The following is a 23134-nucleotide window of genomic DNA, read 5'->3' as shown; positions in this document are numbered from 1 at the left end:
TTCGCGTCTGCAGCCAGACCTTATATCCTAATTCGGCCGGCGCAGCCTGACCACAACACTGCGCGCCGCCAGCACCAGCACCGTGATGATGATCAGGATCACCGAAAGGGCGGCGATCGCCGGGTCGATGTTGTCGCGCAGGCCCATCCACATCAGCCTGGGCAGCGTGATGGCGTTGACCGAGGTGATGAACAGGGTGACGCCGATCTCTTCCCAGGACAGCACGAAGGACAGGAGGGCTGCGGTGACGATGCCGAATTTGATGTTGGGCATGATGATGCGGGTGGCGCGCTCCCACACGGTGGCGCCGAGGCCGCGCGCGGCAAGATCGATGCGCCGGTCGAGCTGGCTGAGCGACACCAGGATCAGCACTGTGGCGAAGGGCACCGTCATCACCGCATGCGCCATGGCGACACCGAGCCAGGTGTCATAGCCGAAGAACGAGCTGACGCCGGAGATCGAGGTCAGCAGGAAGTAGAGCGTGATCGCCGAGACCACAGGCGGCACCACCATCGGCAGCAGCACGAACCCGACGAGTGCAGCGGTAAAGCGCGGCTGGAACATCCACACACCGAGGCTGAAGCACAGCGCCAGCACGGTGGAAAAGGCGCTGCTGACGACGCCGATCCTGATCGAGAGCAGGATCGAGTTGATCCAGCGCGGATCCTCGGTCAGCGCCCGGTAATGGCGCAGCGACAATTCGCCTGACGGCATTGCAAGCATGCGGGTCGGCGTCAGCGACACCGGGATGACGGCAAGCAGCGGCAACAGCAGAAATAGCGCAACCAGGGCGGCGAGGACCAGCGAGACGGGGCCGGGGCGGTAGGTCGGCATCAGATCAGCTGCTTCGGTCTGACATAGCGGAACACCAGCGCCATCAGCGCGCCGACGAACAGCACCAGTACGACGCTGATCGCCGCCCCCAGGCCCCAGTCCGGGCTCTGGAAGATGCGGAGATAGATCAGCTCGGCGACCATCACGCTGCGGCCGCCGCCGAGGATCGCCGGCGTCACGAAGAAGCCCAGCGAAAACACGAAGACGATTAGCGCCGAGCCGATGATGCCGGAGCGGGTCATGGGCACGAACACCGACCAGAAGGTGCGCATACGGCTGGAGCCGAGCCCGCGCGCCGCCAGCAGGACGCGGTCGTCAAGGCTGCGCATCGACGACGCCAGTGGAAACACGGCGAAGGGGATAAGGAAATGCGTCATGCCGACGATGACGCCGAATTCGTTGCGTACCAGCGTCAGCGGTTCTGAGATGAAGCCGATCGCCTGCAGCCAGGTATTGAACAGGCCGCGATTGGAAAGCAGCGCCACCCAGCCGAAAGCGCGCGTCAGCACCGAGATCCAGAACGGCACCAGGATGCAGAATTCGGCGATTACGCGCTGCGCCGGCGTCCCGCGCACCCAGACCACGGTGATGGCATAGGCAGCGGCAACCGAAACAATCGTGACGATCGCGGCGATGCGCAGCGTGCGGACAAACACCGACTGAACCAGCGGGTCGCTAAGCAGCGTGCCATACTGCCCGAGCCCCGGCTCTGGCAGCGTGAAGCTCCAATTGACGACGCCGAAAAATGGCCAGGCATAGGCGGCGCCAAGGAACAGGAGCAGCGGCGCCATCAACAGCGCCGCGCCCATCCTGTCGGAGAGATATGCTTTCATCTCGGCCCCGGTTATCCCGGTCCTATCAGGCGGAGATGATCTTCGTGTATTCGTCGAGTGCGGCCCCGTAGTTCTTGGCGTACCACTCCATGTCGAGCGCGATCTGCTTCTTCATGTTTTCGGGGTCGACCGGGTTGATGCGCTTCTTGTCGGCGGGGATCAGCGCGTCGGCGGCCGGGTTGGCCGGACCCTGGCCGAGCTTGTCGAACATAATGAGCTGCTTTTCCGGATCCTGGGCGCTGGCGATGAACTTCATCGCCGCGTCCTTGCCGCCGGGATTGCCCTTGAGCACCGCGAGCGCGCCGGGAGAGATCAGGCCCTGGTCCCAGATGAATTTGATCTTGCCGCCGGAATCCTGCTCGATCAGCGACGCCCGAGTCGACCAGACGATCGCCATCGAAGCCTCGCCATCGAGCAGCACGCTCTGGCTTTCGGCGCCGCCGCCCCAATAGGCCACGACGTTTTCCTTGAAGGCGGCGATCTTGTCATGCGCGCGCTTGAGATCGAGCGGGTAGAGCGAGGCAGGCGCGACGCCGTCGGCGAGCAGTGCCGCTTCCCAGCTCGACACGCCCCATTTGTAGAGCGAGCGCTTGCCGGGGAATTTCGTCACGTCGAAGAAATCGGCCATCCCGGTCGGTGCCTGGCTGCCGAATTTCTCGGAATCATAGGCGATGACATAGGAGAAGAAATAGGTCGAGGCGGCGTGCTCCCAGCCGAAGCCCTCGCGCATCTTCTTCTTGTCGACGATCGAATAGTCGATCGGCTCGAGCATGCCTTGGGCGCCGAGGGTGATGGCCGAGAACGGGTCGACGTCGACCAGGTCCCAGGTCGGGGCGCCGCTCTTGAACTGCGCCGCGATCGCGCCTTCTGTCGGGCCGGAGCCATCCATCTTGACGGTGATGCCGGTCTCCTTGGTGAAGGCCTGGCCATAGGCCGCATCATAGGCGGTGATGGCGTCGCCGCCCCAATTGACCAGCACCAGTTCCTTGGCTTGCGCGAACGCGCCGGTCGAGCGCAGCAGGATCGGCGTGCCGGCCAGCACGAGTGCGGCCAGCTGCGTGAACTGCCGGCGCGAGATCTCACCGCGCGCCGCCCTGGCGGACAGCGTCTCGATAGAGTGTTTCTTGGTTTCGCTCATCTTTGAATTGTTTGTCATGTCAGTTCCCCTTTTTTGTCGTTGATACTTCCCGAAAGTCCGCTTGGCGAATTCAGCTTCGCCACGCCAATCGTCATTGTCCTCCGTCCGGAAGGAGGAAACCTTTTTCCGCCGGCCATGTCAGCCACACGGAATTGCCCTTGCTGAGTGCCGACGCTGCGACCTCGTTCGGCACCGAGACCGTCACCTTGGCGCCCTGGCGCGTCGTGAGATCGAGCCGCGTCGCGGCACCGAGATAGGTCGAAGCGACCGCAGTCGCGGCGATGCCGTTCTCGCCGGCGGCCGCTTCGGGCGCGATCGACATGTATTCGGGCCGGATCGCCAGGATGGCGTTGCCGCCGACGGCGCTGGCATTGCCGCGCAGCGTGATGGTGCGATCTTCGCATAGGCCGGTGGCGCCGTTGTCGGCGTTGCGCACGCCCTTCAGCGGCAGCATGTTGATCTCGCCGAGGAACTCGGCGACGAAACGGCTGGCCGGCCGGTCGTAAACCTCGTCAGGCGCGCCAACCTGCAGCAATTTGCCGTGGTTGAAGATGGCAACGCGCGACGATAGCGCCAGTGCCTCGCTCTGGTCATGGGTGACGAAGACGAAGGTGGTGCCAGTCTCCTGGTGCAGCCGCTTCATCTCGGCCTGCATCTGGCCGCGCAAGCCCTTGTCGAGCGCCGAGAACGGCTCGTCGAGGAGGAGCACGCCCGGCTCGAACACCAGCGCGCGTGCCAGCGCCACGCGCTGCTGCTGGCCGCCGGAAAGCTGCGACGGCAGTTTCTTCTCGTGGCCCTTCAGCCCGACGCGCTCGATCATCTCGCCGACACGTCGTTTGATCTCTGCCGACGATTTCTTGCGCACCTTGAGCGGGAAGGCGATGTTGGCCTCGACCGACATATGCGGGAACAGCGCGTAACCCTGGAAAACCATGCCGGCCGCACGCTGTTCGGCCGGCCGCTCGGTGATGTCGACGCCGTCGCTGTAAAGGCGACCGTCGGTCGGCTGCACGAAACCGGCAAGGATCATCAGGAAGGTGGTCTTGCCCGAACCGGAAGGCCCGAGGAGGGTCAGGAACTCACCGCGGCCGATATCGAGCGTCAGATCGTCCAGTGCACGGAACGAGCCGAAGCTCTTGCCGATCCCGATTGCCTTGATCTCTGCGGCCCGGCCGGGTTGCTGCATCCTGCCTTTGTCCTCAATGCTGATTGAAATCGTAGGCAGGGCGGCGGCTCACCGCAACCGAATAGTTTTCGCCTGACCGGCAAATTTGATTCATCTATGGTGAGGTGTAGTGCCAAATCTCTCCCCTCGAGGGGGAGATGTCGCCGAAGGCGACAGAGGGTCGCTGCGCGTGAGCGCCAACTTCCTCTTTCTTTGAAAGCCAGACCGGGCCGAGCCCAGCCGAAGCGAAGCGACCCCTCTGGCCGCTCCGCGGCCATTTCCCCCTCGAGGGGGGAGATTAACGCTGGTTCTCCGACAGCTTCGACCGCAACCATCCACTGAATACATCCAGCACCGGGTGGCTCGCCTTGGCATGCTCTGAGACGAAGAAGTACGACCGCGGCGAACTGATCGCGATGTCGAAGGGGCGCACCAGTCGGCCTTCGCTCAGCGCCCGGCGGCTGGTCAACTCGTCGCCCATGGCGATGCCCTGGCCGGCGATCGCCGCCGAAAAGACCAGGTTCATGTCGGAAAAGAAGATGCCGCCCTCGATGTCCGGATTCTCGACCTTCGATAGCGCCAGCCACCGCGCCCAGTCCTCGGTGTCGCCGAGATGCAGCAGATTGGCGCGCAGCACGTCCGCCGGCTTGGAAAAGCCGCCGACTTTGTTGAGCAGCGTCGGGCTGCACAGCGGCGTAAACGAGATTTCGCACAATAGCTCGACCGCGCGGTTCGGCCAGTTGCCGACGCCGAAGGCGATGAAGGCGTCGGCTTCGGCATTGCTGACGTCGTCCAGCCGCCGCGGCGTCAGGATGCGCAGCGCGACATCGGGGTACATCTGCCGGAATTCGCCAATGTGAGTGCACAGGAACAGCGAGGCGAAACCCGGCGTGCAGCTGACGCTGAACGAGCCGCCGACGCCGGTGCCGGCGTGGCGAGTCACTGCGTCGCCCAGCACAGTCAGCGCCTTGCGCACGTCGCTGGCATAGCGCTGGCCGCGCGGAGTGAGCGCCACGCCCTTGCCGATGCGCTCGAGCAGATCGAAGCCGAGATCGCGTTCGAGCAGGCGAAGCTGATGGCTGACGGCGCTGCGGGTCAGATGAAGTTCGTCAGCAGCGCGCCAGACGCTGCCGTGACGGGCAAAACTGTCGAGGGCGCGCAGCGCCTGCGTCGAAGGAATTCTCAAGAGGTGAACCGAATTTGCATGAGCCGGGAAAACATATCACTTTTTGGCGAGGCGCTTCACTGCTTTCTTCTCGTCCATGGAGGAACCGGTGACGAACTCGGCCCAAGCGACCGCGCTTGCCTGTCTGGATGACATCCAGCCGTCGCTGTCGGCGTGGACGCGGACGATCTTCGATTTCGGCGAGACCGCCTGGCGCGAATACCAGTCGGCCGCCTGGTATGTGGAACGTCTGAAGCACGAAGGCTTTTCTGTGGAGGAAGGCTCTGGCGGCATGCCCACCGCCTTCTGCGCCCATTGGACCAACGGCGCCGGGCCGACCATCGGCATGTATGCCGAGTATGACGCCGTACCCGGCAATTGCCAGGATGCGGCGACAGTGAGGCGTCCGCGCCCGGGCCTCGGCGAACAGGCCGGCGGCCACACCGATCCGCATTCCGGCCTCGGTATTGCCAGCCTTGGCGGGCTTTTGGCGACCAAAGCGGCGATGCAGCGGCACGGCATACCGGGCACGCTGCGCTTCACCGGCGAGCCGGCGGAGAAGGTGCGGGGATCGAAGCCGATTCATGCGGCAAAGGGCTATTATGACGGGCTTGCCGGCATGATCTCCTTTCATCCCTTCTACATGCTGCCGCTCTGCAACACGGCGCGCTGGGACACGCATTGCGGTGCCGCCTACGCGATGATCTACCGCTTTGTGTGCGACGAGCCCGAAAATTGGGTTCGCGCAAGCGATGGTGCACCGATTCCGCAGGCGCATTCGGCGGTCAGGGCGCCGGGTGCCAACGACGCGCTCATGATGATGTACATGGCGTCCAAGGCGCTACGCGATTCCATGCTGCCGCATCAGGGCGGCTGGTCGATCAGCGAGGCGATCCTGACGGCGGGGCAGGCGACCGCCGACAATCTGCCGGCCGGGCTGGCCGAGATCCAGTACATGATCCGCGTGCCGACGCTTGCGATGGCCGAGCAGGTGACCGCCGTGCTCGACCGCAATGCGGAAGCCGCCGCGAAAATGAGCGGCTGCCGCCATGAGCGGCACTGGGTGTCGAAGTCGCGTCCGGGCCTGGCCAATCACGCCATGGCTGATATCGCCTATGAGGCGCTGTCGACGGTCGGGCCACCGCGCTGGGACGAGACGGCCAAGGCGACCGCCCGCGAAATCCAGGTCAATGCCGGCGGCGCGACGACCGACGAGCCGTTCATAGCCGAGATGGAGCACCTGATTGCGCCGCAGGATGCGGAGGCGATCCTGCGCCGCGACTTGCCGCCGTCGCAGCTCAATTCGACCTCGGATGATTACACCGACATGTCATGGCACGCGCCGACGGCGCGGTTCTATGTCGCCCGCCCGGCGCTGCGTTCGCGGAACGGCTACGCCTATCCGTCCTGGGCGATGAACGCGCTGGGCGGTATTTCCGCCACGATCGATCCGATGGTCACCTGCGCGTCGAAGACGATTGCGCTGGCAGCACTTCGCCTGCTGGAAGACAAGTCCGCCCGCGATGCGGCGATGGACGAATTCGTCGCCCGCACCGGTGGCGGCATTGGCGGCAGCAATTGGCTGGCGCCACTTTGCGACTACGACCCACCGATCCATTTCCGCTGGCCGGAATATGTCACCACCCCGCGCGGACGGGACTGGTGGATACCAAGCAACCCGCAAGCCGCGTGATCACCCAAGCGAGGAGAACCCCATGACCGTTCATGACCGCATCGTAGCAGAACCGTTTTCGTTGCAACGCCGCAATCCGGCCGGCGGCACCAAGCCACTGACTACTTGGGGCTTCGCCAACGAGACCGATGTCTTGACCGACGTCCTGCTCGGCTCGCCCAATTTCCTGCGCCACCTCTCGACCAGCTCGCTGTCGCGCAAACATCTGCGCGAGGCGCCGTGCAACGTCCAGATCGCGCAGGCGCAGCACAAGGATCTGGTCGCCGCCTATGAGCATTTCGGCGTCAACATCCACTGGCACGAGCCGACGCCGGAACTGCCGATGCAGGTCTATTCACGCGATTCCAGCGTCATGACGCCGTACGGCGTCATCATCACCGCGATGGCCAACTGGTGGCGGCGCGGCGAGAACTATGCGGCGATCCGCACCTATGAGAAGCTCGGCATCCCGATCTACGACATGGTCACCGCGGGCACCTTCGAGGGCGGCGACTTCAACGTCATCGAGGACGGCGTGGTGCTGATCGGCTGCGGTGGCGCCCGCACGCAGGAGGAGGGCGCGCGCCAGGTCCAGGCCTGGTTCGACAAGGAGGGTTGGGAAACCCGCATCGCCTTCATCGACGAATATTATGTCCATATCGACCTAATGGTGGTGCCGATCGCCGAGAAGCTGACCGCCGTCTGCCTCGCCTGCACGGAGCCGGGCATCGTCGATTGGCTGAAAGGCAAGGGCCACGAGATCATCGACGTGCCGTTCCAGGACACGATGGCACTCGGCTGCAACTTCATGTCGCTGGGCAAGGACAGGGTGATCGCGCCGACGTCCAGCCAAACGCTAATCGGCCAGCTCAAGGCACGTGGCTTCGAGGTCGCGGCGGTCGATATGAGCGAGATCTCGAAGACCGGCGGCGGCATCCATTGCATGGCGCAGGCGCTGAAGCGCGAGCCGGCCTGAGGGGCAGGTGCGAAGCCGGGTCTGACAAGCGGCGCCTCATTCCAGCGTTTTGCGCAAGAAAATGCGGGCGTGACCGTCGTTGCCGAACTCAACCCGGCCAAATTCGTCGTAGCCGTGCCGGAGATAGAAATCCGGAGCCTGGAAGCTGCTTGTTTCGACAACGGCACGCTTGCAGCCGCGGCTTCTCGCTTCCTCCTCGACCACCGCGAGAAGCCGTGCACCTTGCGATTTCCCGCGTACGCGCTCCGGCAGGAAAAACATATCGAGAAACAACACCCCAAGCTCAGTCCGGCCCCAAAGGCCGCCCAATACCTCTCCCGAAGAGCTGCAAAGCTCCGCGCCGACCGGCATTCTGTCGTCGATCCCGGTCTTCTCGATATTGTAGCGGTAGAGAGAAGCGGCGGCCCGTTCCTTTGCCTCGAGGTTCGGTGCCCGGAGGTCCGGTGCATGCGTCAGCCGGACCGTCCATTCCCCGCTGTCGTTCGTCATCGCATGGCGCTCCTCCGTTGCCGCAACATAGGGCAGAGATGGTCAACGCAAATGCCGGCTCGATCGGTGCCCGCCACTTCCATCTCTGCGTGAGATCAGCACACAACCGCTTAGATAGCGTGGTGCGAAACGCACACTTCGCCTCCATAGCCGATGTCAAGCCGAACGCCCTGTTGCCGGTATGATCAGGTGGAGGAGGCTGATCAGGGCGACCTGCATCGCATCCGGTGCAGAGACGCAGGAGACCGGCTCTAGCTTTGCGCCGTCAGCAGGTTTGCGTCGCGCGCGAGCCGCCACTCACCGTCAGCCTCCTTGCGCAGGAGCGTCAGCGTGTATCCCGATTGACGCACCGGCTTCCCGTTCGGCGGCGTCGCGGTCATATCGATACGGCCGCGCATGAAGGCCCAGTCGCCGAGAAGCTGTAGTTCAACGATCTCGTTCGTGCCATCGACATGAACGCCGGCCATCTCCTGCGCGGCCGCCGCGAAGATCTCCTTGTCGAAGGGTTCCCGGCCGGGAACCATGAAGATCGCGTCGTCCGTCATCAGGCTGAGGACGGTCGCGGTGTCTCCACGCCTGCTCGCATCCATCCAGGTCTCGACCAGCTTTCGGATTGCTCTTTCGTCGTCCGTCATCCGTTATCTCCCTGGCTTCTCGCCGTCATCGATACCGCACGGCGCTCCTCCCTCGCCGCAAAATAGGGCTTAGATCGCTCCCGTCATCGATTGCGGTGTTTTATCGACGTCGCGCTGCCTGGGGCGTGAACGGCCGGTCCGCGGCTCTATGCTTACCGCCAACCGCCCGAGGCGGTGATGCGCTCGCCGGTCAGCCAGGACGCGTCGTCGGAGGCTAGGAACACCGCGATGCGGGCGATGTCGTCGGGCTGGCCGAAGCGCCCGAGCGGGGTCATGGCGACGATTTGGCTTTCGAATTCGCTGCCGACGATGCCGATGCGTTTCAGACCCTCAGTGTCGACGCCGCCTGGGGCGATGGCGTTGACGCGAATGTTGCGGGCGCCCAATTCTCTCGACATGGACAGCGTGATCGAATCCACCGCGCCCTTGGTGGCGGCGTAGACCAGGGAGTTCGGCTGCGGATTGACGCTGGCGACCGAGCTGATGTTGATGACGCTGCCCCCTCCGGCACCGAAATGGTTCACCGCTTCCCGGATGGTCAGGATAGTGCCCAGCACATTGGTGTCGAATTCTCGGTGAAACTCGGCCTCGGTCACAGCCTCCAGCGGTTCGAATGCGAAGACGCCGGCATTGTTGACCAGGATGTCCACCGCGCCGAACGACGATTTGGCCGCCTCGAACAGGCGGCGCACGTCGGCCGCTTGCGACACATCACCGTGGACGGCAACGGCCCGGCCGCCTGCGTCCTTGATCGCGGTAACGACGCGGTCCGCACCTTCCCGCGACGAAGCATAGTTGACGACCACGGCGGCACCGGCCGCCGCAAGACCCCTGGCGATGCCGGCGCCGATACCCTTGGAGGCGCCGGTGACGATGGCGACCTTGCCGTTCAGCTTGCTCATCAAAATCTCCTTTGTCGATGATGAGCGGTATTTAATCGTGATCGGATAGCGTATTAGGATTACCTCGATCGGTTCTTTCGTGCCTGGAATTCTTGAATGACCACCATCCTCGAAAAGACCGCCGGTCTTGTCGCCTTCGTGCGTACAGTCGACGCCGGCTCGTTCCATGCCGCCAGCCGGTTGCTCGGCTCCAGCCCGTCGGCGGTGTCGAAGAGCGTGGCGCGGCTCGAGCGGCGGCTGGGGGTCAGGCTGATCCAGCGCTCGACGCGTCGGCTGGGACTGACCAGCGAAGGCCTCGCCTATTACGAGCGGGTCGCGCCTTTGCTGAGAGCGCTGGACGATGCCGAGGACATCGTTCAGATGGCGGATACGGCGCGCGGCCTGCTGCGCGTCACGGCAGCCGTCGAACTCGGGCGCGGCCTGATCGCCTCCTGGGCGCAAGCGTTCCTGGCTCAGCACGGCGAGGTGAAGCTGGAGCTCAGCGTCACCGACCGCCATGCCGACCTGATCCGCGAAGGCTATGACGTCGCGGTGCGCATGGGGGCGCTGTCGGACACCGGGCTCGTCGCGCGCAAGATCGCCAATCTGCCGATCGTGCTGGTGGCCTCGCGGACCTATGTCGAACGGCGCGGCCGGCCGGCCTCTATTGAGGATTTGCAGAGCCACGACTTCGTCCGTTACCAGATGGCTGGCCGGCCCTATCCCGTCACATTGGCCGACGGCACGGTGATCGTGCCGAAGGGGCGGCTCGATACCAATGACGGCGGCACCATCCGTCAAGCGGCGCTTGCCGGAGCCGCCATCGCGCATCTGATGCAGTTTGCCGTGCAGGACGATCTCGACGCCGGCCGTCTGGTCCGCATCCTGCCCGAGGTGGCGATGCCGACCATGCCGGTGCACATCGTCCATGCGTATGGGCGACAGCTACCGGTCCGCGCCCGGCTGTTCGGCGACTTCCTGGCGGGCCGGATGGCGGTGCTGACGCGATAGGATAGGTCGGGACGGCCTCCGCCGTCGATCCGTCACCCGGTCATCAGAACGCAATCTTCACCGAGGCGGCGCTGCGGTTCGCCGGCCCGTGAAAGACGGCCTCGATGTTGTTGCCGTCGGGATCGAGCAGGAAGGCGGCATAGTAGCCGGGATGGTAGTGCTGCCGCTCGCCCGGTGCGCCATTGTCCGTGCCGCCGGCCTCGAGGCCGGCCTTGTAGAAGGCGTCGACCATCGCGCGGTCCTTTGCCTGGAAGGCAAGGTGGTGGCGCCCCGTCAGTTTTCCCTGGGCCGCCCGGCTGTCGGCGCTCGAAACGAACAGTTCGTCTGCCCAGAAATAATCCTCGGCGCTGCCGCCGATCGGAACATCGAGCACCTTGAAAACCGACTCGTAGAAGCGGCGGCTGGCCTTGAGATCCCTGACCACCAACTGGACGTGGTCGATGAGACGGCCGCGATGAAGTTCCATGCCTGTTAGCTCCTGATCGCCAGGTTGGAAATCTAGCTCAGGATGGCGCACGGTCAACGTAATGGAGCAATCGAGTGGCGCGATTTCCGACTGGATAAAAAATGCAACCGGATTGTAGGATTCGAAATGTCGCCATCGTCCTTCGGACGCAAGCGGCGCTGCGAAGCACGAAAGAAGTCGCGCCGTGTCCAAACGATCTCGGGAGAAAAATATGAGCCTTTCCTACCGTTGGGTCATCGTCGCGGCTGGCGCCATGATGACCTGTGTCGCCCTCGGGGCGATGTTCTCGCTGGCGATCTTCCTCGAACCGATGACGCTCGACACAGATTGGTCACGCGCCGGTATATCGAGCGCGATGACGCTGAACTTCCTGGTGATGGGCCTCGGCGGCTTCGCCTGGGGCGCCATTTACGACCGCTACGGCGCCCGCATCGTGGTGATGACAGGTGCGTTGCTGCTCGGGCTGGCGCTGGTGCTGGCCAGCCGCACCGGCTCGCTGCTTGTCTTCCAGGTCACCTATGGCGTGCTTGTCGGCCTCGCGGCAAGCGCCTTCTTCGCGCCGATGATCGCTCTGACCACGGCCTGGTTCGAGAAGAACCGCAGCCTTGCCGTTTCCCTGGTTTCGGCCGGCATGGGCGTGGCACCAATGACCATCTCGCCCTTCGCGCGCTGGCTGATCTCGGCCTATGACTGGCGCACCGCCATGTTCGTCATCGGCGTCGCGGCGTGGGCGCTGCTGGTGCCGGCCGCATTGCTGGTGCGCCAGCCGCCCAAGCCTGCCGCTGACGACGCCACCTCCGACCTTGCCGCCAACGATACCGGCATGTCGGTTCGCCAAGCGCTGCGCTCGCCGCAATTCATCGTTCTGGCACTGACCTTCTTTGCCTGCTGCGCGGCGCATTCCGGGCCAATCTTCCACATGGTGAGCTATGCGATGCTGTGCGGCATAGCGCCGATGGCGGCCGTCAGCATCTACAGCATCGAGGGCCTGGCGGGGCTGGGCGGCAGGCTTTTATACGGCGTGCTTGCCGACCGGCTGGGGGTCAAGCCGGTGCTGATTGCCGGTCTGGCGATACAGTCCGTGGTGATCGCAGCCTATCTCGCCGTCAGTGAGCTTGGTCAGTTCTACACGCTCGCCGTCATCTTCGGCGCCACCTATGGAGGCGTGATGCCGCTCTATGCGGTGCTGGCGCGCGAATATTTCGGCCAGCGCATCCTCGGCACAGTGTTTGGTGCCGTAACCATGCTGTCCAGCATCGGCATGGCCTTCGGCCCGCTCGCCGGCGGCATGGTGTTCGATGCCTATGCCAGCTATTCCTGGCTGTTCATCGGGTCGGCCCTTGTCGGACTCGGCGCGGTGGCGGTGGCGATCGCCTTCCCGCGGCTGCCGCGCAGGGAGTTGCAACCGGCGTAGGTTGGTGGAGAGAGGACGCAGGGGTCGAAAGTGAACATCGCTATGTCAGCTGTTGACCCCAGTCGCTAGGCGTTCATTGTCGGTGCTAGGAGCCGGGGTCAAGGCTGTGCGGGACCCATCTCCCTTAATTAGCAATCGATCATGCTGCGGCGCAACGCGTTCACGTCCAAATGCCGATTGCCGGCAAGCCGACGTCGGACGAAAACCGTCAAAATGGGTGAATGAAGGGTTTTTCGCGTATTTTTTCGCCACACCTCACGCGACTATTTCAAGTTTGTTAACATTTTGTGTTTGCTGCGCAGCATTTTTTTCCTATCCTCGCCTCAGGGCTTTGCGCATTCGATCGCGTGAAGAACTGGCGTGAGGATCCCTAAAATGCAGCAGGCAAAGCGAGTCTTGGTGACGGGGGGCGCAGGTTTTCTGGGATCGTTCTTATGCGAGCGGTTGCTTGCTGAAGGCCACGAGGTTGTATGCGTGGACAATTTCTTCACAGGAAGTCGGAGAAACGTCTCGCATTTGCTCGACAACAGATCCTTTGAGATCATTCGCCACGACGTGACATTTCCGCTCTACATAGAAGTTGATGAAATATACAACCTTGCTTGCCCGGCGAGCCCGGTTCACTATCAGTTCGATCCGGTCCAGACGACAAAGACCAACGTCCATGGGGCGATCAATATGCTGGGGCTCGCCAAGCGGGTTCGCGCAAAGATCCTTCAGGCGTCCACGTCGGAAGTCTACGGCGATCCCGAGATTCACCCGCAGACCGAGGACTATTGGGGCAGGGTAAACCCGATAGGTCCCCGTTCCTGTTACGACGAAGGCAAGCGGTGTGCCGAAACCCTGTTTTTCGACTATTGGCGGCAGCATAGGCTGCGGATCAAGGTAGCGCGCATCTTCAACACTTACGGTCCGAGGATGCGTCCGGACGACGGCCGCGTCATTTCCAACTTCATCATGCAGGCACTGCGAAACAAGCCGATAACCGTGTACGGCACCGGCCAGCAGACACGCTCATTTTGCTACGTCAACGATCTCATCGACGGTCTGGTTCGCCTGATGCACACGGCCGACGATGTTACCGGTCCAATCAATCTCGGCAACCCGGTCGAATTCACGATGCTTGAACTCGCCAATCTCGTGATCGAACTTACCGGAAGCCGATCCAAGATCAGGTTTTTACCCTTGCCCGTCGATGACCCAAGGCAGCGACAGCCTAATATCGGGTGTGCCTTGCGCGAGCTCAACTGGAAGCCAAGAATTGCGTTGCGTGACGGTCTCGCCACGACCATTGCCTATTTCGAAGACTTGGTCTCATCGGGATATGCTCGGTCCGCTGCAGCCGAATGAAAACAGTCTTGGTCACTGGCGGGGCCGGCTATATCGGCTCACACTGTTGCAAGGCATTCGCCGAATCCGGTTGGTCGGTCATTGCGTATGACAACCTCTCGCGCGGCTGGCGCGACGCGGTCAAATGGGGACCGCTTGTCGAGGGCGATATTTGCGATGTCGCAGCGGTGGCAGCAGCGCTGCACCAGTATCGGCCGGATTTGGTGGCGCATTTCGCCGCTTACGCCTATGTCGGCGAGTCCGTCGAGCGCCCGGAACTCTACTACCGAAATAACAGTTTTGGGACGCTGGTCTTGCTCGAGGAAATGCTGAAGATCGGCGTCGACAAGCTGATTTTGTCGAGCACCTGCGCGTCGTACGGCGTTCCGATTCGTTCTCCGATTGACGAAACGCATCCGCAGTCGCCCATCAATCCCTATGGATGGTCGAAATTCATCGTAGAACGAATGGTGGACAATCTTTCGGATGCCCATGGCCTCAACGCGGTTGTGCTCCGGTATTTCAACGCGGCCGGATGTGATCCGGACGGCGAGGTCGGTGAGCGGCATGAACCGGAAACGCATGTCATTCCGCTCGCTATCGAGGCGGCGGTTAGATCGGGCCGGATTTTTACCATTAACGGCACCGACTTCGACACAAGGGACGGAACCGCGGTGCGGGACTATGTCCACGTCACCGATCTCGTCCGTGCGCATGTTCTGGCAGGGGAGAAGCTTCTGCGCGATCCGGGCGTCCACGTCTACAATCTCGGCACCGGAACCGGAACGACGGTGAACGAGTTGGTCGATGCGGTGAGCCGGGCTTCGGGAACGCGCCTTCCTGTGGCCTACGGTCCGCGCAGGGCAGGTGACCCGCCTGCGCTTGTAGCCGCGGCCGGCAAGGCGGCCCGGGAACTCGGCTGGATGCCTAAGCAATCCGGAATCGACCGGATCGTCGAAACGGCGCTGGCCTGGTATCGCCGCCGGTTGTGACGATCTTTTTTGCGAAAGAGCCCTACCGCCTGGTCAACAAGCAACCGAGAGCGGCGGCGACTGCGGCGAGTGAGAAATTTTCCTCTATTCGTTTTCGCGATGCCTGACCGAGGCGTTCCCGCAAGCCCGGTGCCCTTCAGTCTTTGCAGGGCGCGCGATTTCAACGTTGCGGTCGCGCGGTCGACGGATTGAGCTCCATCGAAGATTCGTTCGCCAGGACGTCTCTCCACGCGCCTTCAATCCACCTTAAGCAACTGGGCAGAATGCGACAGTCGCACAATCCCGTGTTCTTTTTGATATGGCCAATAGGAGTCATTGACTGTAGCCGCAACAACGTCGAACGTTAGCAAGTTCTCGCTTGCGAGGTCCGGGTAATCCTCTCCCCACGCATAGAGAGCCGCTCCAGCGCTATAAGTGCCAGGCAACAATCCCAACGATCGCACGCTGAATACGACCTTGGCCTGCCCAACTATGTCAAATTGATCAACACCTTCCGCGAGGCTTTCGAGCACAGAGATCAAGTTGCCTTCCTGGTCAAAAATCTGGATATCAACCACGCTTCGGTGAAAGGAATTCCTCGCGCCCAGCTTCAGCACAAAATCGTAATCGCCGCCAAACTTGAGCTGGCTGCAGCGCTCGCGCGTACCCGGATGCACAATAGCCACCTGCATCCAGAGGTCATCATCGCCAACGCGCTCGGATCCATTGCTCGGGGCGGTGTTCGACAGGTACGCATCGATGATCGATGATGCCTCGCCAAAATCCTTTAGAAGGCCGCGGTCCAGATAAAGCGCTTTTGTGCAATGCTGCCGAACCATGGCCATGTTGTGGCTCACGAACAGCACGGTCCGACCTTCACCCGCGACGTTCTTCATCGTGCCGAGACATTTCCTTTGAAATTCAGCATCGCCGACAGCAAGCACCTCGTCGACGACGAGAATCTCGGGCTCCAGATGAGCAGCGATCGCGAAGGCAAGCCGAACATACATGCCGGACGAATAGCGCTTGACCGGCGTTTCGAGAAAGCTGCCGATATCGGCAAATTTGATGATCCGGTCTAGCTTACGCGTGATCTCGGCCTTACTCATGCCGAGGATCGCGCCGTTGAGGTAGATGTTCTCGATCCCGTCGAGATCCGGATGGAATCCGGCCCCTACCTCCAGCAAGCTTCCGATCCGGCCTCGCATCACTGCCTCGCCCTCATCCGGAGCCGTGATCGAGGTCAGAACCTTGAGCAGCGTGGTCTTTCCCGAGCCGTTGCGTCCGATGATACCGCACACGGTGCCAGTCGGAACGGAAAAAGTGATGTCTTTGATGGCGAAGAATTCGTTGAGGGAAGCTTTGGCTTCCCGCGAGCGCAAACGCGCGACAAGTTGTTCGACCTCCTCACGCAATGAGCGCACGCCGATCGCGCCGCGCCGGTAGCGCTTGGAAAGTCCTCGGACCTCAACGGCTGGCAATTCTGTCATCGATCTCAAGCCGTAACATTTGCGGTTCGACTGGCGGGTTGATCCGCGGTCAGCCCGTCCTTCACGACGCGCGCCGTGACAACGATAGGATAGGCGGTATCCCGGACGTCGAGCTTCTGGTCAGAAACTTCTTCCTTGGCGAGTCCCTGAAGAAAACAAACTGCCGCAAAGACGTTGCCGTGGGTTTCGAGCGCCATGTTCGCCGGGCTGAAGGATTTCGCAAGCAACTTCGCCAACGCCGCCTGCGTCAATGACCAGAACCACGTGCTGCCCCACTCCCCGCGATCGACCGCGGTGATGCCAGGAACAGTTAGCAGCAGCACGCCCCCGGGCTTGAGCGCTTCGGCCAGTGCAGCGACCGCGGCCGACATGTCGAAGATCAGATGAAGTGTTTGCGTGAGGATGATGCAGTCGAAGGCGTTTGACGGCAGCACTCCGGGCTGCGACAGGTCGCCTATGATGGTCGCGTTTGGATCATCGGGGTCAACATGCAGCACGTCGCTCTTGACGACATGAGCACCGCCAAAATGCATCGTGTAGCTGTTGTCGCCGATTTCCAGCACACGGCCGTGTATGTCGGCCGCATTCAATTGTAGGAAATTCTCGATATAATACCGATCTATTGGCTTGCCGCGATCATATCCAAATGAGTGGCTCATCGGCATCGTGCGTGCGAAATCCCCAAACCGCACCGAACCGACGCGCGGAGCCCGCCAATCGGCGCCGGAAGCTCCGAGCAGCCGTTGCACATGCCTGCCGACCTTGCGTGTTATCTTAAATGCCGCCGTTTGCAGCGTGATCGGCGGCGACATCTGCAAAGCCTGCCGCAGCATGCGAATCGCTTTGGCGGGTTCGGCGCGGATCGCGCGCAAGGCATCAGTAGTCATCTCTCCGGTATAGTAGGTCTTCCAGAACCGCCTACCATCGCGGACTGCAAGACGCACATCGTCGTCAACCGGACCTGCCAACTGCTTGTCAAGCACCGACAATGCTGCAGCGAGCATCATCGATCGATTGTTCGACATGTTGTCGCCGTGCATGCGATATTCGGCGACGACATCGTCGTGCGTTACAATCGAACCGCGCCGGGCGATTCGCAAGAATAGCTCATAGTCTTCGCAGGACCGCATTGAAACGTCGAACCCGCCTATGGCCGCGAGCCTCTCCCGCCGATAAACCACGGTCGCATGCATCGCAATGAAGTTTCCCGTCCGCAGTAACTGAAGATAAGGATCTTCGACAAGCGCGACGTGATGCTTGTCTGACTCGATCGCACCGCTTCCATTGATGAAGCGATGAGCTCCGTAAGCGAGAACCGCATCTGGATGCGCAACCAGCACTCGCACGCCCGTCTCCATGGCATTTGGAAGGAGACGATCATCCGCGTCCAGAAAGGTGATGTAATCGGATCTGGAAGCCGCCAGTCCGGTGTTTCGGGCGGCCGCGAGCCCGCAATTGTCCTGCCTGATCAGGCGCACGCCTGGATGACGCTCGACAACCGATGCCGGATTGTCGGTGGATCCGTCGTCAACGACAATAATTTCATCGATCGGCCGGCTTTGATGAAGACAGCTCTGAATGGCTTCCTCGAGAAAGCGAGTATGGTTGTAAGTTGTTATGACGACTGCGATCATGAAACAGCCAAATTCTCCTTAGCTTCGCAGAGAGGCAACGGGCTGGTGTTCGTTGCCAGAAATCGAACGCGACCGTAGGCCTCACAAACAGAATTTTGGCACAGAAATGATGGACACTCGTTCGTTTTAGCACGTCGCCCCCAGCGAGGCGATGCGACTTGTCATTCACGTAAAACGGTATCGTTAGTATCAGACATCTCAGGCTCGGTCGCGATCCAATCCGCGCCACCGATCCCGCCCACTACTTCCGTGCTCTCGTCAGCAGCTTGAACACCTTCGACAGGGTGCGGCGTGGCGTCAGCCGCCGGGCGAACCAGCGTCCGGCTTCGATGGCGAGGTCAAACCTATCGCGAAGTGTCAGGGGCCGACGCTGGGCCGGATAGCGCGCAAATGCGAAGCGGAGCGCCCGCTGCAACTCCGGCGTCATCAATCCCGAGGCCGACGCATGCATCTCAACCCATTCGAGGAAGCCGATGCGAGCAGCATGCGGGCGCAGTCGATCGTAGATGCCGGAAGCAGTCGCCTTGGCCGATGTCGAATCGAGGTGCTGCCTGTATCGGCCGGTGGGCGTGGATGTCACGAATACCGGATAGCGCAACAGCAGCTTCACTAGAAGGGTCTGGTCTTCGTAGAGCTCGAACGCCTCATCGAAGCCGCCCACCGCTACCAAAGCTTCGCGGTGAACCATGATCGAGCAGATGCACGGCACATGAGCCCGCTGGCGCACGATGACCTGGTCGAGCAGGTCGGGCGGCATGTGCAGACGGCCCGATTGGCGTGGCATCGAGTCGGTCCAGTTCCTGTGCGGCTCATCGGGGAACCACCACAGGGTCGGTCCGTAAAGGACCTTGGCGCGAGGATGCGCATCAAAGATCGCAAGTTCCGTCTCGAATTTTTCCGGCTCAAATATATCGTCGCCATCCAGGAACGTGAAGAACATGCCCGACGCCGCCGCGATTCCGGCATTGCGCGCCGCGGCGGCGCCGCGACGCTGGCCGTTCGATCGAATGAAACGGATCCGCGGATCGCCGGTTGCTGCAGCCACCGCGATTGCAACGCTCCCGTCGGATGATCCGTCGTCAATAAGAAGCATTTCCCAGTCGGTGAAGGTTTGCACGCGCACGCTTTCGATCGCGTCCGGAAGAAACCGCTCGACATTGAGGAAAGGCGTGATGACGGAGATCAATGGCATCGGCGTCGTGCCCATTGTGCAGAATGCGCGGCGGCCGACGAAGGGCGACCTTCACTCTCTACGGGGCCGCAAGGGTTGTCATTTCTCTTCACAGCATGTCCATGGCCGTTCGTTCGACGCGTTGAAAGATCACGACGCCGATGAACAGCACGACCGAGGTCGTGACAAGCGCTGCAGCGATTTGTGGCGCACCGACTGCCGAAGTGCCGAAGAAGCACCAGCGCCATTCATCAATTATGACAGCGAGCGGATTCAGAAATCCAGTCAGCGTCCGGTACTGCTCGGGAATAGCCGAAAAAGGAAAGATGATCGGCGTCACGAACAGCCAGATCTGAATGAGGAACGGAGTCATATGAGCTGTATCGCGGTACTTCGCGGTTGACGCTCCTAGACAAAGCCCAACAGCCAACGAGAATGCCGCGATCTGGATGATCACCAGCGGAAAGAACGCGAGGCGCCACGACAACCCGTCCACTTTTCCTGTCAGCTGGTACCAGAGCAAGAAGGCCAATGCGACGCCAAGCTGGATCGCCAGGGCCACACTGTTCGACAGCAGCGACGACACGGGAACGACGAGTCGCGGGAAGTAGATCTTGCTGAAAAGATGACCGTTGGCAATGAAGACCTGGCTCGCGGTGGAGACGACTTGGGAAAAATACGACCATAGCACCAGCGCTGTCAGATAAAAGATTGGCGCGGGATGGCCACCGGTTGATATGCCCGCGATACCGCTGATGACGGTGGTCAAGGCTGCGGTAAGCGCCAGGGGCTGCAGGATCAGCCAAGCCGGACCAAGCAAGGTCTGCTTGTAGCGGACTTTGATGTCGCGCATCGCGAACAGGAGCAGCAGATCGCGATAGCGCCACAGGTGCCAGAAATCGAGGTCAAACCAGCCGCGTCGAGGAGTGATAATGGTAGTCTGCTGTGCGTTCATCAGAACAGATGATCCTCGATTTTTCGCAAGAATTCGTCCCCTGACCAGTTGCCGACATACAATCGAGGTAAACGCAGCACGTCTGCCTCGGGCGCAACGCACCCGGCGCGCGTCGTGCATGCGAACTCAAATCCCGCTTTCCTGACGGCAGATACCGACAGAGCGTCATGGTCTCCGAATGGATATGCAAAAGAGAGAACGCGTTTTCCGGTCATTTGCTCACAGGCCGAACGGCCGTCGACGATCTCGCGAAGCTGGGTCGCGAAGGAATGGGCCGGAAGCGTGGGATGACTGACAGTATGACCGCCAATCGTGATCAGGTCGTCACTGATGTCACCAACTTCCGCGGGAGTCATAATACAGTGCTCTGGCCTGGCGTCGAGACCAACGCCTGCCCATTTCGCAATGTCTTCGACGTGTGCGTTCTGCCGCTCATACGGCAGCGTTCGGAGCGCCGACCACACCTCCCGGTAGACTTTGTCACGGCCGGCCTGATCCACCATCTTCGGGATAGGCCAGTGATGCCTGCCTCCCTCGATCGTGATGTCGAGTTGGTCAGGCAGTTCAGGCGTCTCAAGACAGATGCGCGTGAGCGCATCCCACCAGAATTCTCTGCCGCTTCCTATTGCTCCCGTCGCAACAAACAGCGTCATCGGGCAGTCGTGACGCTGTAGGATCGGGCGAGCGTTGCTGTAGACGTCGTGATAGCCGTCGTCAAACGTGACAACCGCAAGCGGTTTGCCCGGCTTTCCCCGTTCGATGACATCGAACAGCTCATGCAAATGCACCACCCGCCGGGTCCGCGTCAGCGCTTCGATTTGTTCGTCGAACCTCGCCGGATGGACGGCTAGGCTCCATGGATCGACGGCGATATCTGCAACGCGATGGTACATCAGTATGATGGGAGCACGGCGCAGGGGTCGACGCCGCACCAGCCGACCGAGCTGCAGGAGAACGCGCGGAATCACCATCGGTCTCCCGCCGCGGGAACAGTAAAAACTACGCTCATGTCCGATCGCGGATGCCATCCCCATCGGCAGAAACGCGATACATGTGAGTGTTCAAAGCATATAGCTGATGGCAATAAGACCACGAGGCCATGGGCACGGATGTGAGCGAAACGAAAGGAAGCATGAAGGTATCCACAAGTTTGAGCGGATTGGAACCAGCATATTAGCACATGTCGCCGCCGTGAGTGCGAATACCGGGCGAATTCTCAGATTTTGAAGTAGCCGGTAGGGACAAGCGGCTTGATACTATCCCGCTCGAGCATGCTAGTATTTAGGCTGGTGGCATTCATCCTTCATCAAAAGCAGGCTTTTTTTGATATGCAACCCGCAGTTTCCGTCATCATTCCTGCTTACAATGCGGAAAAGACTATCCGACACACCCTCCAGTCGGCCGCCTCACAAACTTTCAAACAGCTGGAGATCATAGTGGTCGATGACGGGTCGACCGACCGGACCGCTGAGATCGTCGAGACATTTGCAACCAGTGATCCGCGTATTTCTCTTCTGAGACAGCAGAACCAAGGGGTTGCTGTCGCCAGAAACCTGGCAATTCATGCGGCGAAGGGTGAATTTATAGCGCCGCTTGATGCGGATGATGTGTGGCACCCGACAAAGCTGGAGAAGCAGCACGGCCTCTTTCAATCGCGGCCGTCTCTCGGCCTTGTCTACGCATGGTATAGGGTCATCGATGATGATGATTTGGTGATAGAATGCTCCCCACCAATTCTCGCTCGCGGGGACGTTCACAACTGGCTGCTGGTTGAGAATTTTATCGGCAATGCAAGTTCACCGCTAATCAGGCGATCAGTTCTTACGGCAACCGGGGGATACGACCCGTCGCTCAGAGCCGCAGGGGCCCAAGGAGCCGAAGACTTGCAGATGCAGCTCAACATTGCCGCGATCTGCGATTATGATGTCGTTCCCGAGTATCTGATTGGTTACCGGCGATCACCATCTTCTATGTCGACCAGGTATGTCGCCATGCTGACGTCGCACCGGATCGTCCTTGAAACAGTCCGCACGCGACATCCCAGGCTAGCGTCTTTCTTGTTTCGTTGGTCCGATGGCGTGGCGTCAGCGTATTATGGCAGCGAAGCCGCCCGCACGTCGCCAGGCGCGGCCATCGCTCCGCTTGTCCACGCAACACGGATCGATCCGGCCGCGCTGTTTCATGTCTTCGCAAAGCCGTCCGCACAAGACCTGTGGCGGCGGCTGTGTCGCTTTGTACCAAGAATGCTTGCCGTTAAACAGCGCATGGTTCCGACCTCGCCGCATTCCATCTGTACCTCAGAGCGTTTCTTCGACGCCGATCCGACCTTCATCTGCCAGCCATTTCCTCCGGAGTGGCTTCGAAGGCGAGTCCAGATGGCCCTCAAGACGCCAACGCCGCGCCAGCTTCGCGAGTCAAGTCCGAGGAGTATTGATCCGTCCGCTCTCGTCGAAGACGGCGCTTAGGTCTTAAACACGAGGTGCCGGCACCTAAACTCACCTGATCTGAGACCGGCTGAAATGACAGGTGCTAAGCGACTGCTAAGCGACGCCCCGCCTAGAAAGCGCAATCTCGGCAGACAGCAGAAAACTGACATGATATTCGAAGCCTGCGCATCCGCAAATACGGACGCGATCGTCGCGGCTGGCATCGACAATCGACGGGCAGGTCCTGTGGTGCGCGCTGAAATCATAGAGCACTTTTAAGCCTCGCTTCGCCGAGGCTTTTTTCATGGAGCAAGCCTGATGGCCCGACCTGCAACTGCCGCCGTTCGACTTCTGACCGGCGAACGCGAACCCGTGCGTCTGGCGACCACAGCCAACATCCTCCTTCATGGCCTGAAAACCATCGACGGCGTGCCATTCGAGGTTGGCGACCCAGTCCGACCCGACGAAGAACGGGATCT

At 61.2% G+C, this 23134-nt stretch carries 22 protein-coding genes; 7 read left to right on the top strand and 15 right to left on the bottom strand.

Translation table 11 applies throughout. The annotated features are described in order from the left end of the window. Nucleotides 1-27: 27 nt before the first annotated feature. From CIT31_RS12140 to CIT31_RS12120, 5 genes are all read right to left on the bottom strand, one after another. Complete coding sequence (locus CIT31_RS12140) at nucleotides 28-834, bottom strand: ABC transporter permease (RefSeq protein ID WP_095518773.1); 807 nt, start codon at nucleotides 832-834, stop codon at nucleotides 28-30. Further along, complete coding sequence (locus CIT31_RS12135) at nucleotides 834-1667, bottom strand: ABC transporter permease (protein WP_065006677.1); 834 nt, start codon at nucleotides 1665-1667, stop codon at nucleotides 834-836. Before CIT31_RS12135 ends, CIT31_RS12140 begins: the two co-directional genes overlap by 1 nt. 25 nt (nucleotides 1668-1692) lie before the next feature. After that, complete coding sequence (locus tag CIT31_RS12130) at nucleotides 1693-2805, bottom strand: ABC transporter substrate-binding protein (protein ID WP_065006765.1); 1113 nt, start codon at nucleotides 2803-2805, stop codon at nucleotides 1693-1695. A 91-nt stretch (nucleotides 2806-2896) separates the two neighbouring features. Beyond that, entirely contained in the window at nucleotides 2897-3991 is a 1095-nt protein-coding gene (locus CIT31_RS12125; protein WP_095518772.1) for an ABC transporter ATP-binding protein, read from the bottom strand. A 277-nt stretch (nucleotides 3992-4268) separates the two neighbouring features. After that, nucleotides 4269-5156, bottom strand: coding sequence for a LysR substrate-binding domain-containing protein (locus tag CIT31_RS12120; RefSeq protein ID WP_029350660.1), 888 nt, complete (start codon nucleotides 5154-5156; stop codon nucleotides 4269-4271). Nucleotides 5157-5232: 76 nt separating this feature from the next. Between CIT31_RS12120 and CIT31_RS12115 the strand changes: the two genes are divergently transcribed. Together CIT31_RS12115 and CIT31_RS12110 are read left to right on the top strand one after the other, a co-directional pair. Then, a complete protein-coding gene (locus CIT31_RS12115) occupies nucleotides 5233-6828 on the top strand; it encodes an amidohydrolase (protein ID WP_165778458.1) in 1596 nt (531 codons plus the stop codon). A gap of 22 nt (nucleotides 6829-6850) precedes the next feature. Then, nucleotides 6851-7783 (top strand): dimethylarginine dimethylaminohydrolase family protein, encoded by a 933-nt coding sequence (locus CIT31_RS12110; RefSeq protein ID WP_065006680.1) that lies wholly within the window; start codon nucleotides 6851-6853, stop codon nucleotides 7781-7783. 36 nt (nucleotides 7784-7819) lie between these two features. Here the strand turns inward: CIT31_RS12110 and CIT31_RS12105 are convergent, their stop codons facing one another. The 3 genes from CIT31_RS12105 to CIT31_RS12095 all read right to left on the bottom strand — a co-directional run bounded on the left by CIT31_RS12105 (nucleotide 7820) and on the right by CIT31_RS12095 (nucleotide 9809). Beyond that, complete coding sequence (locus CIT31_RS12105; protein WP_095518771.1) at nucleotides 7820-8272, bottom strand: GNAT family N-acetyltransferase; 453 nt, start codon at nucleotides 8270-8272, stop codon at nucleotides 7820-7822. 251 nt (nucleotides 8273-8523) lie between these two features. Next, nucleotides 8524-8907: a YybH family protein gene (locus tag CIT31_RS12100; RefSeq protein ID WP_095518770.1), complete on the bottom strand. Its 384-nt coding sequence runs from the start codon at nucleotides 8905-8907 to the stop codon at nucleotides 8524-8526. Nucleotides 8908-9059: 152 nt separating this feature from the next. After that, entirely contained in the window at nucleotides 9060-9809 is a 750-nt protein-coding gene (locus CIT31_RS12095; RefSeq protein WP_095518769.1) for an SDR family NAD(P)-dependent oxidoreductase, read from the bottom strand. Between the two features lie 96 nt (nucleotides 9810-9905). Between CIT31_RS12095 and CIT31_RS12090 the strand changes: the two genes are divergently transcribed. Then, nucleotides 9906-10799, top strand: coding sequence for a LysR family transcriptional regulator (locus CIT31_RS12090; protein ID WP_095518768.1), 894 nt, complete (start codon nucleotides 9906-9908; stop codon nucleotides 10797-10799). Nucleotides 10800-10842: 43 nt separating this feature from the next. Here CIT31_RS12090 and CIT31_RS12085 read toward each other — a convergent pair whose 3' ends face one another. Beyond that, nucleotides 10843-11265: a VOC family protein gene (locus CIT31_RS12085; RefSeq protein WP_095519342.1), complete on the bottom strand. Its 423-nt coding sequence runs from the start codon at nucleotides 11263-11265 to the stop codon at nucleotides 10843-10845. 211 nt (nucleotides 11266-11476) lie between these two features. Between CIT31_RS12085 and CIT31_RS12080 the strand changes: the two genes are divergently transcribed. From CIT31_RS12080 to galE, 3 genes are all read left to right on the top strand, one after another. Further along, entirely contained in the window at nucleotides 11477-12679 is a 1203-nt protein-coding gene (locus tag CIT31_RS12080) for an MFS transporter (protein WP_095518767.1), read from the top strand. A 375-nt stretch (nucleotides 12680-13054) separates the two neighbouring features. Further along, a complete protein-coding gene (locus CIT31_RS12075; protein ID WP_095518766.1) occupies nucleotides 13055-14029 on the top strand; it encodes a UDP-glucuronic acid decarboxylase family protein in 975 nt (324 codons plus the stop codon). Continuing rightward, on the top strand, nucleotides 14026-15000 hold the full coding sequence (galE, locus tag CIT31_RS12070) for a UDP-glucose 4-epimerase GalE (protein ID WP_095518765.1): 975 nt from the start codon (nucleotides 14026-14028) through the stop codon (nucleotides 14998-15000). Before CIT31_RS12075 ends, galE begins: the two co-directional genes overlap by 4 nt. Nucleotides 15001-15236: 236 nt before the next feature. Here galE and CIT31_RS12065 read toward each other — a convergent pair whose 3' ends face one another. The 5 genes from CIT31_RS12065 to CIT31_RS12045 form a co-directional block, all read right to left on the bottom strand. Next, nucleotides 15237-16469, bottom strand: coding sequence for an ABC transporter ATP-binding protein (locus CIT31_RS12065; protein WP_095518764.1), 1233 nt, complete (start codon nucleotides 16467-16469; stop codon nucleotides 15237-15239). A gap of 5 nt (nucleotides 16470-16474) precedes the next feature. Then, the gene (locus tag CIT31_RS12060) at nucleotides 16475-18103 is read right to left on the bottom strand and encodes a glycosyltransferase family 2 protein (RefSeq protein WP_095518763.1); all 1629 of its coding nucleotides are present in this window, start codon (nucleotides 18101-18103) and stop codon (nucleotides 16475-16477) included. Between the two features lie 241 nt (nucleotides 18104-18344). Continuing rightward, nucleotides 18345-19295 (bottom strand): glycosyltransferase, encoded by a 951-nt coding sequence (locus CIT31_RS12055; protein WP_165778418.1) that lies wholly within the window; start codon nucleotides 19293-19295, stop codon nucleotides 18345-18347. Nucleotides 19296-19383: 88 nt separating this feature from the next. After that, the gene (locus tag CIT31_RS12050; RefSeq protein ID WP_051695003.1) at nucleotides 19384-20229 is read right to left on the bottom strand and encodes an ABC transporter permease; all 846 of its coding nucleotides are present in this window, start codon (nucleotides 20227-20229) and stop codon (nucleotides 19384-19386) included. Beyond that, on the bottom strand, nucleotides 20229-21200 hold the full coding sequence (locus CIT31_RS12045) for a polysaccharide deacetylase family protein (protein ID WP_165778417.1): 972 nt from the start codon (nucleotides 21198-21200) through the stop codon (nucleotides 20229-20231). The genes CIT31_RS12050 and CIT31_RS12045 overlap by 1 nt, the downstream gene beginning before the upstream one ends. A gap of 318 nt (nucleotides 21201-21518) precedes the next feature. Between CIT31_RS12045 and CIT31_RS12040 the strand changes: the two genes are divergently transcribed. Then, on the top strand, nucleotides 21519-22694 hold the full coding sequence (locus CIT31_RS12040) for a glycosyltransferase family 2 protein (protein ID WP_165778416.1): 1176 nt from the start codon (nucleotides 21519-21521) through the stop codon (nucleotides 22692-22694). A 75-nt stretch (nucleotides 22695-22769) separates the two neighbouring features. Here the strand turns inward: CIT31_RS12040 and CIT31_RS12035 are convergent, their stop codons facing one another. Beyond that, nucleotides 22770-22961 carry a hypothetical protein gene (locus CIT31_RS12035; RefSeq protein WP_133116139.1) on the bottom strand — a complete coding sequence of 64 codons (192 nt, stop codon included), beginning with the start codon at nucleotides 22959-22961 and terminating at the stop codon, nucleotides 22770-22772. Nucleotides 22962-23134: the final 173 nt, after the last annotated feature.

It is taken from the genome of Mesorhizobium wenxiniae (genome assembly GCF_002284535.1).
GTDB classification, from domain to species: domain Bacteria; phylum Pseudomonadota; class Alphaproteobacteria; order Rhizobiales; family Rhizobiaceae; genus Mesorhizobium; species Mesorhizobium wenxiniae.
The sequence above is the reverse complement of the archived record's forward strand: the minus strand, read 5'-3'. Positions and strand labels throughout refer to the sequence as shown.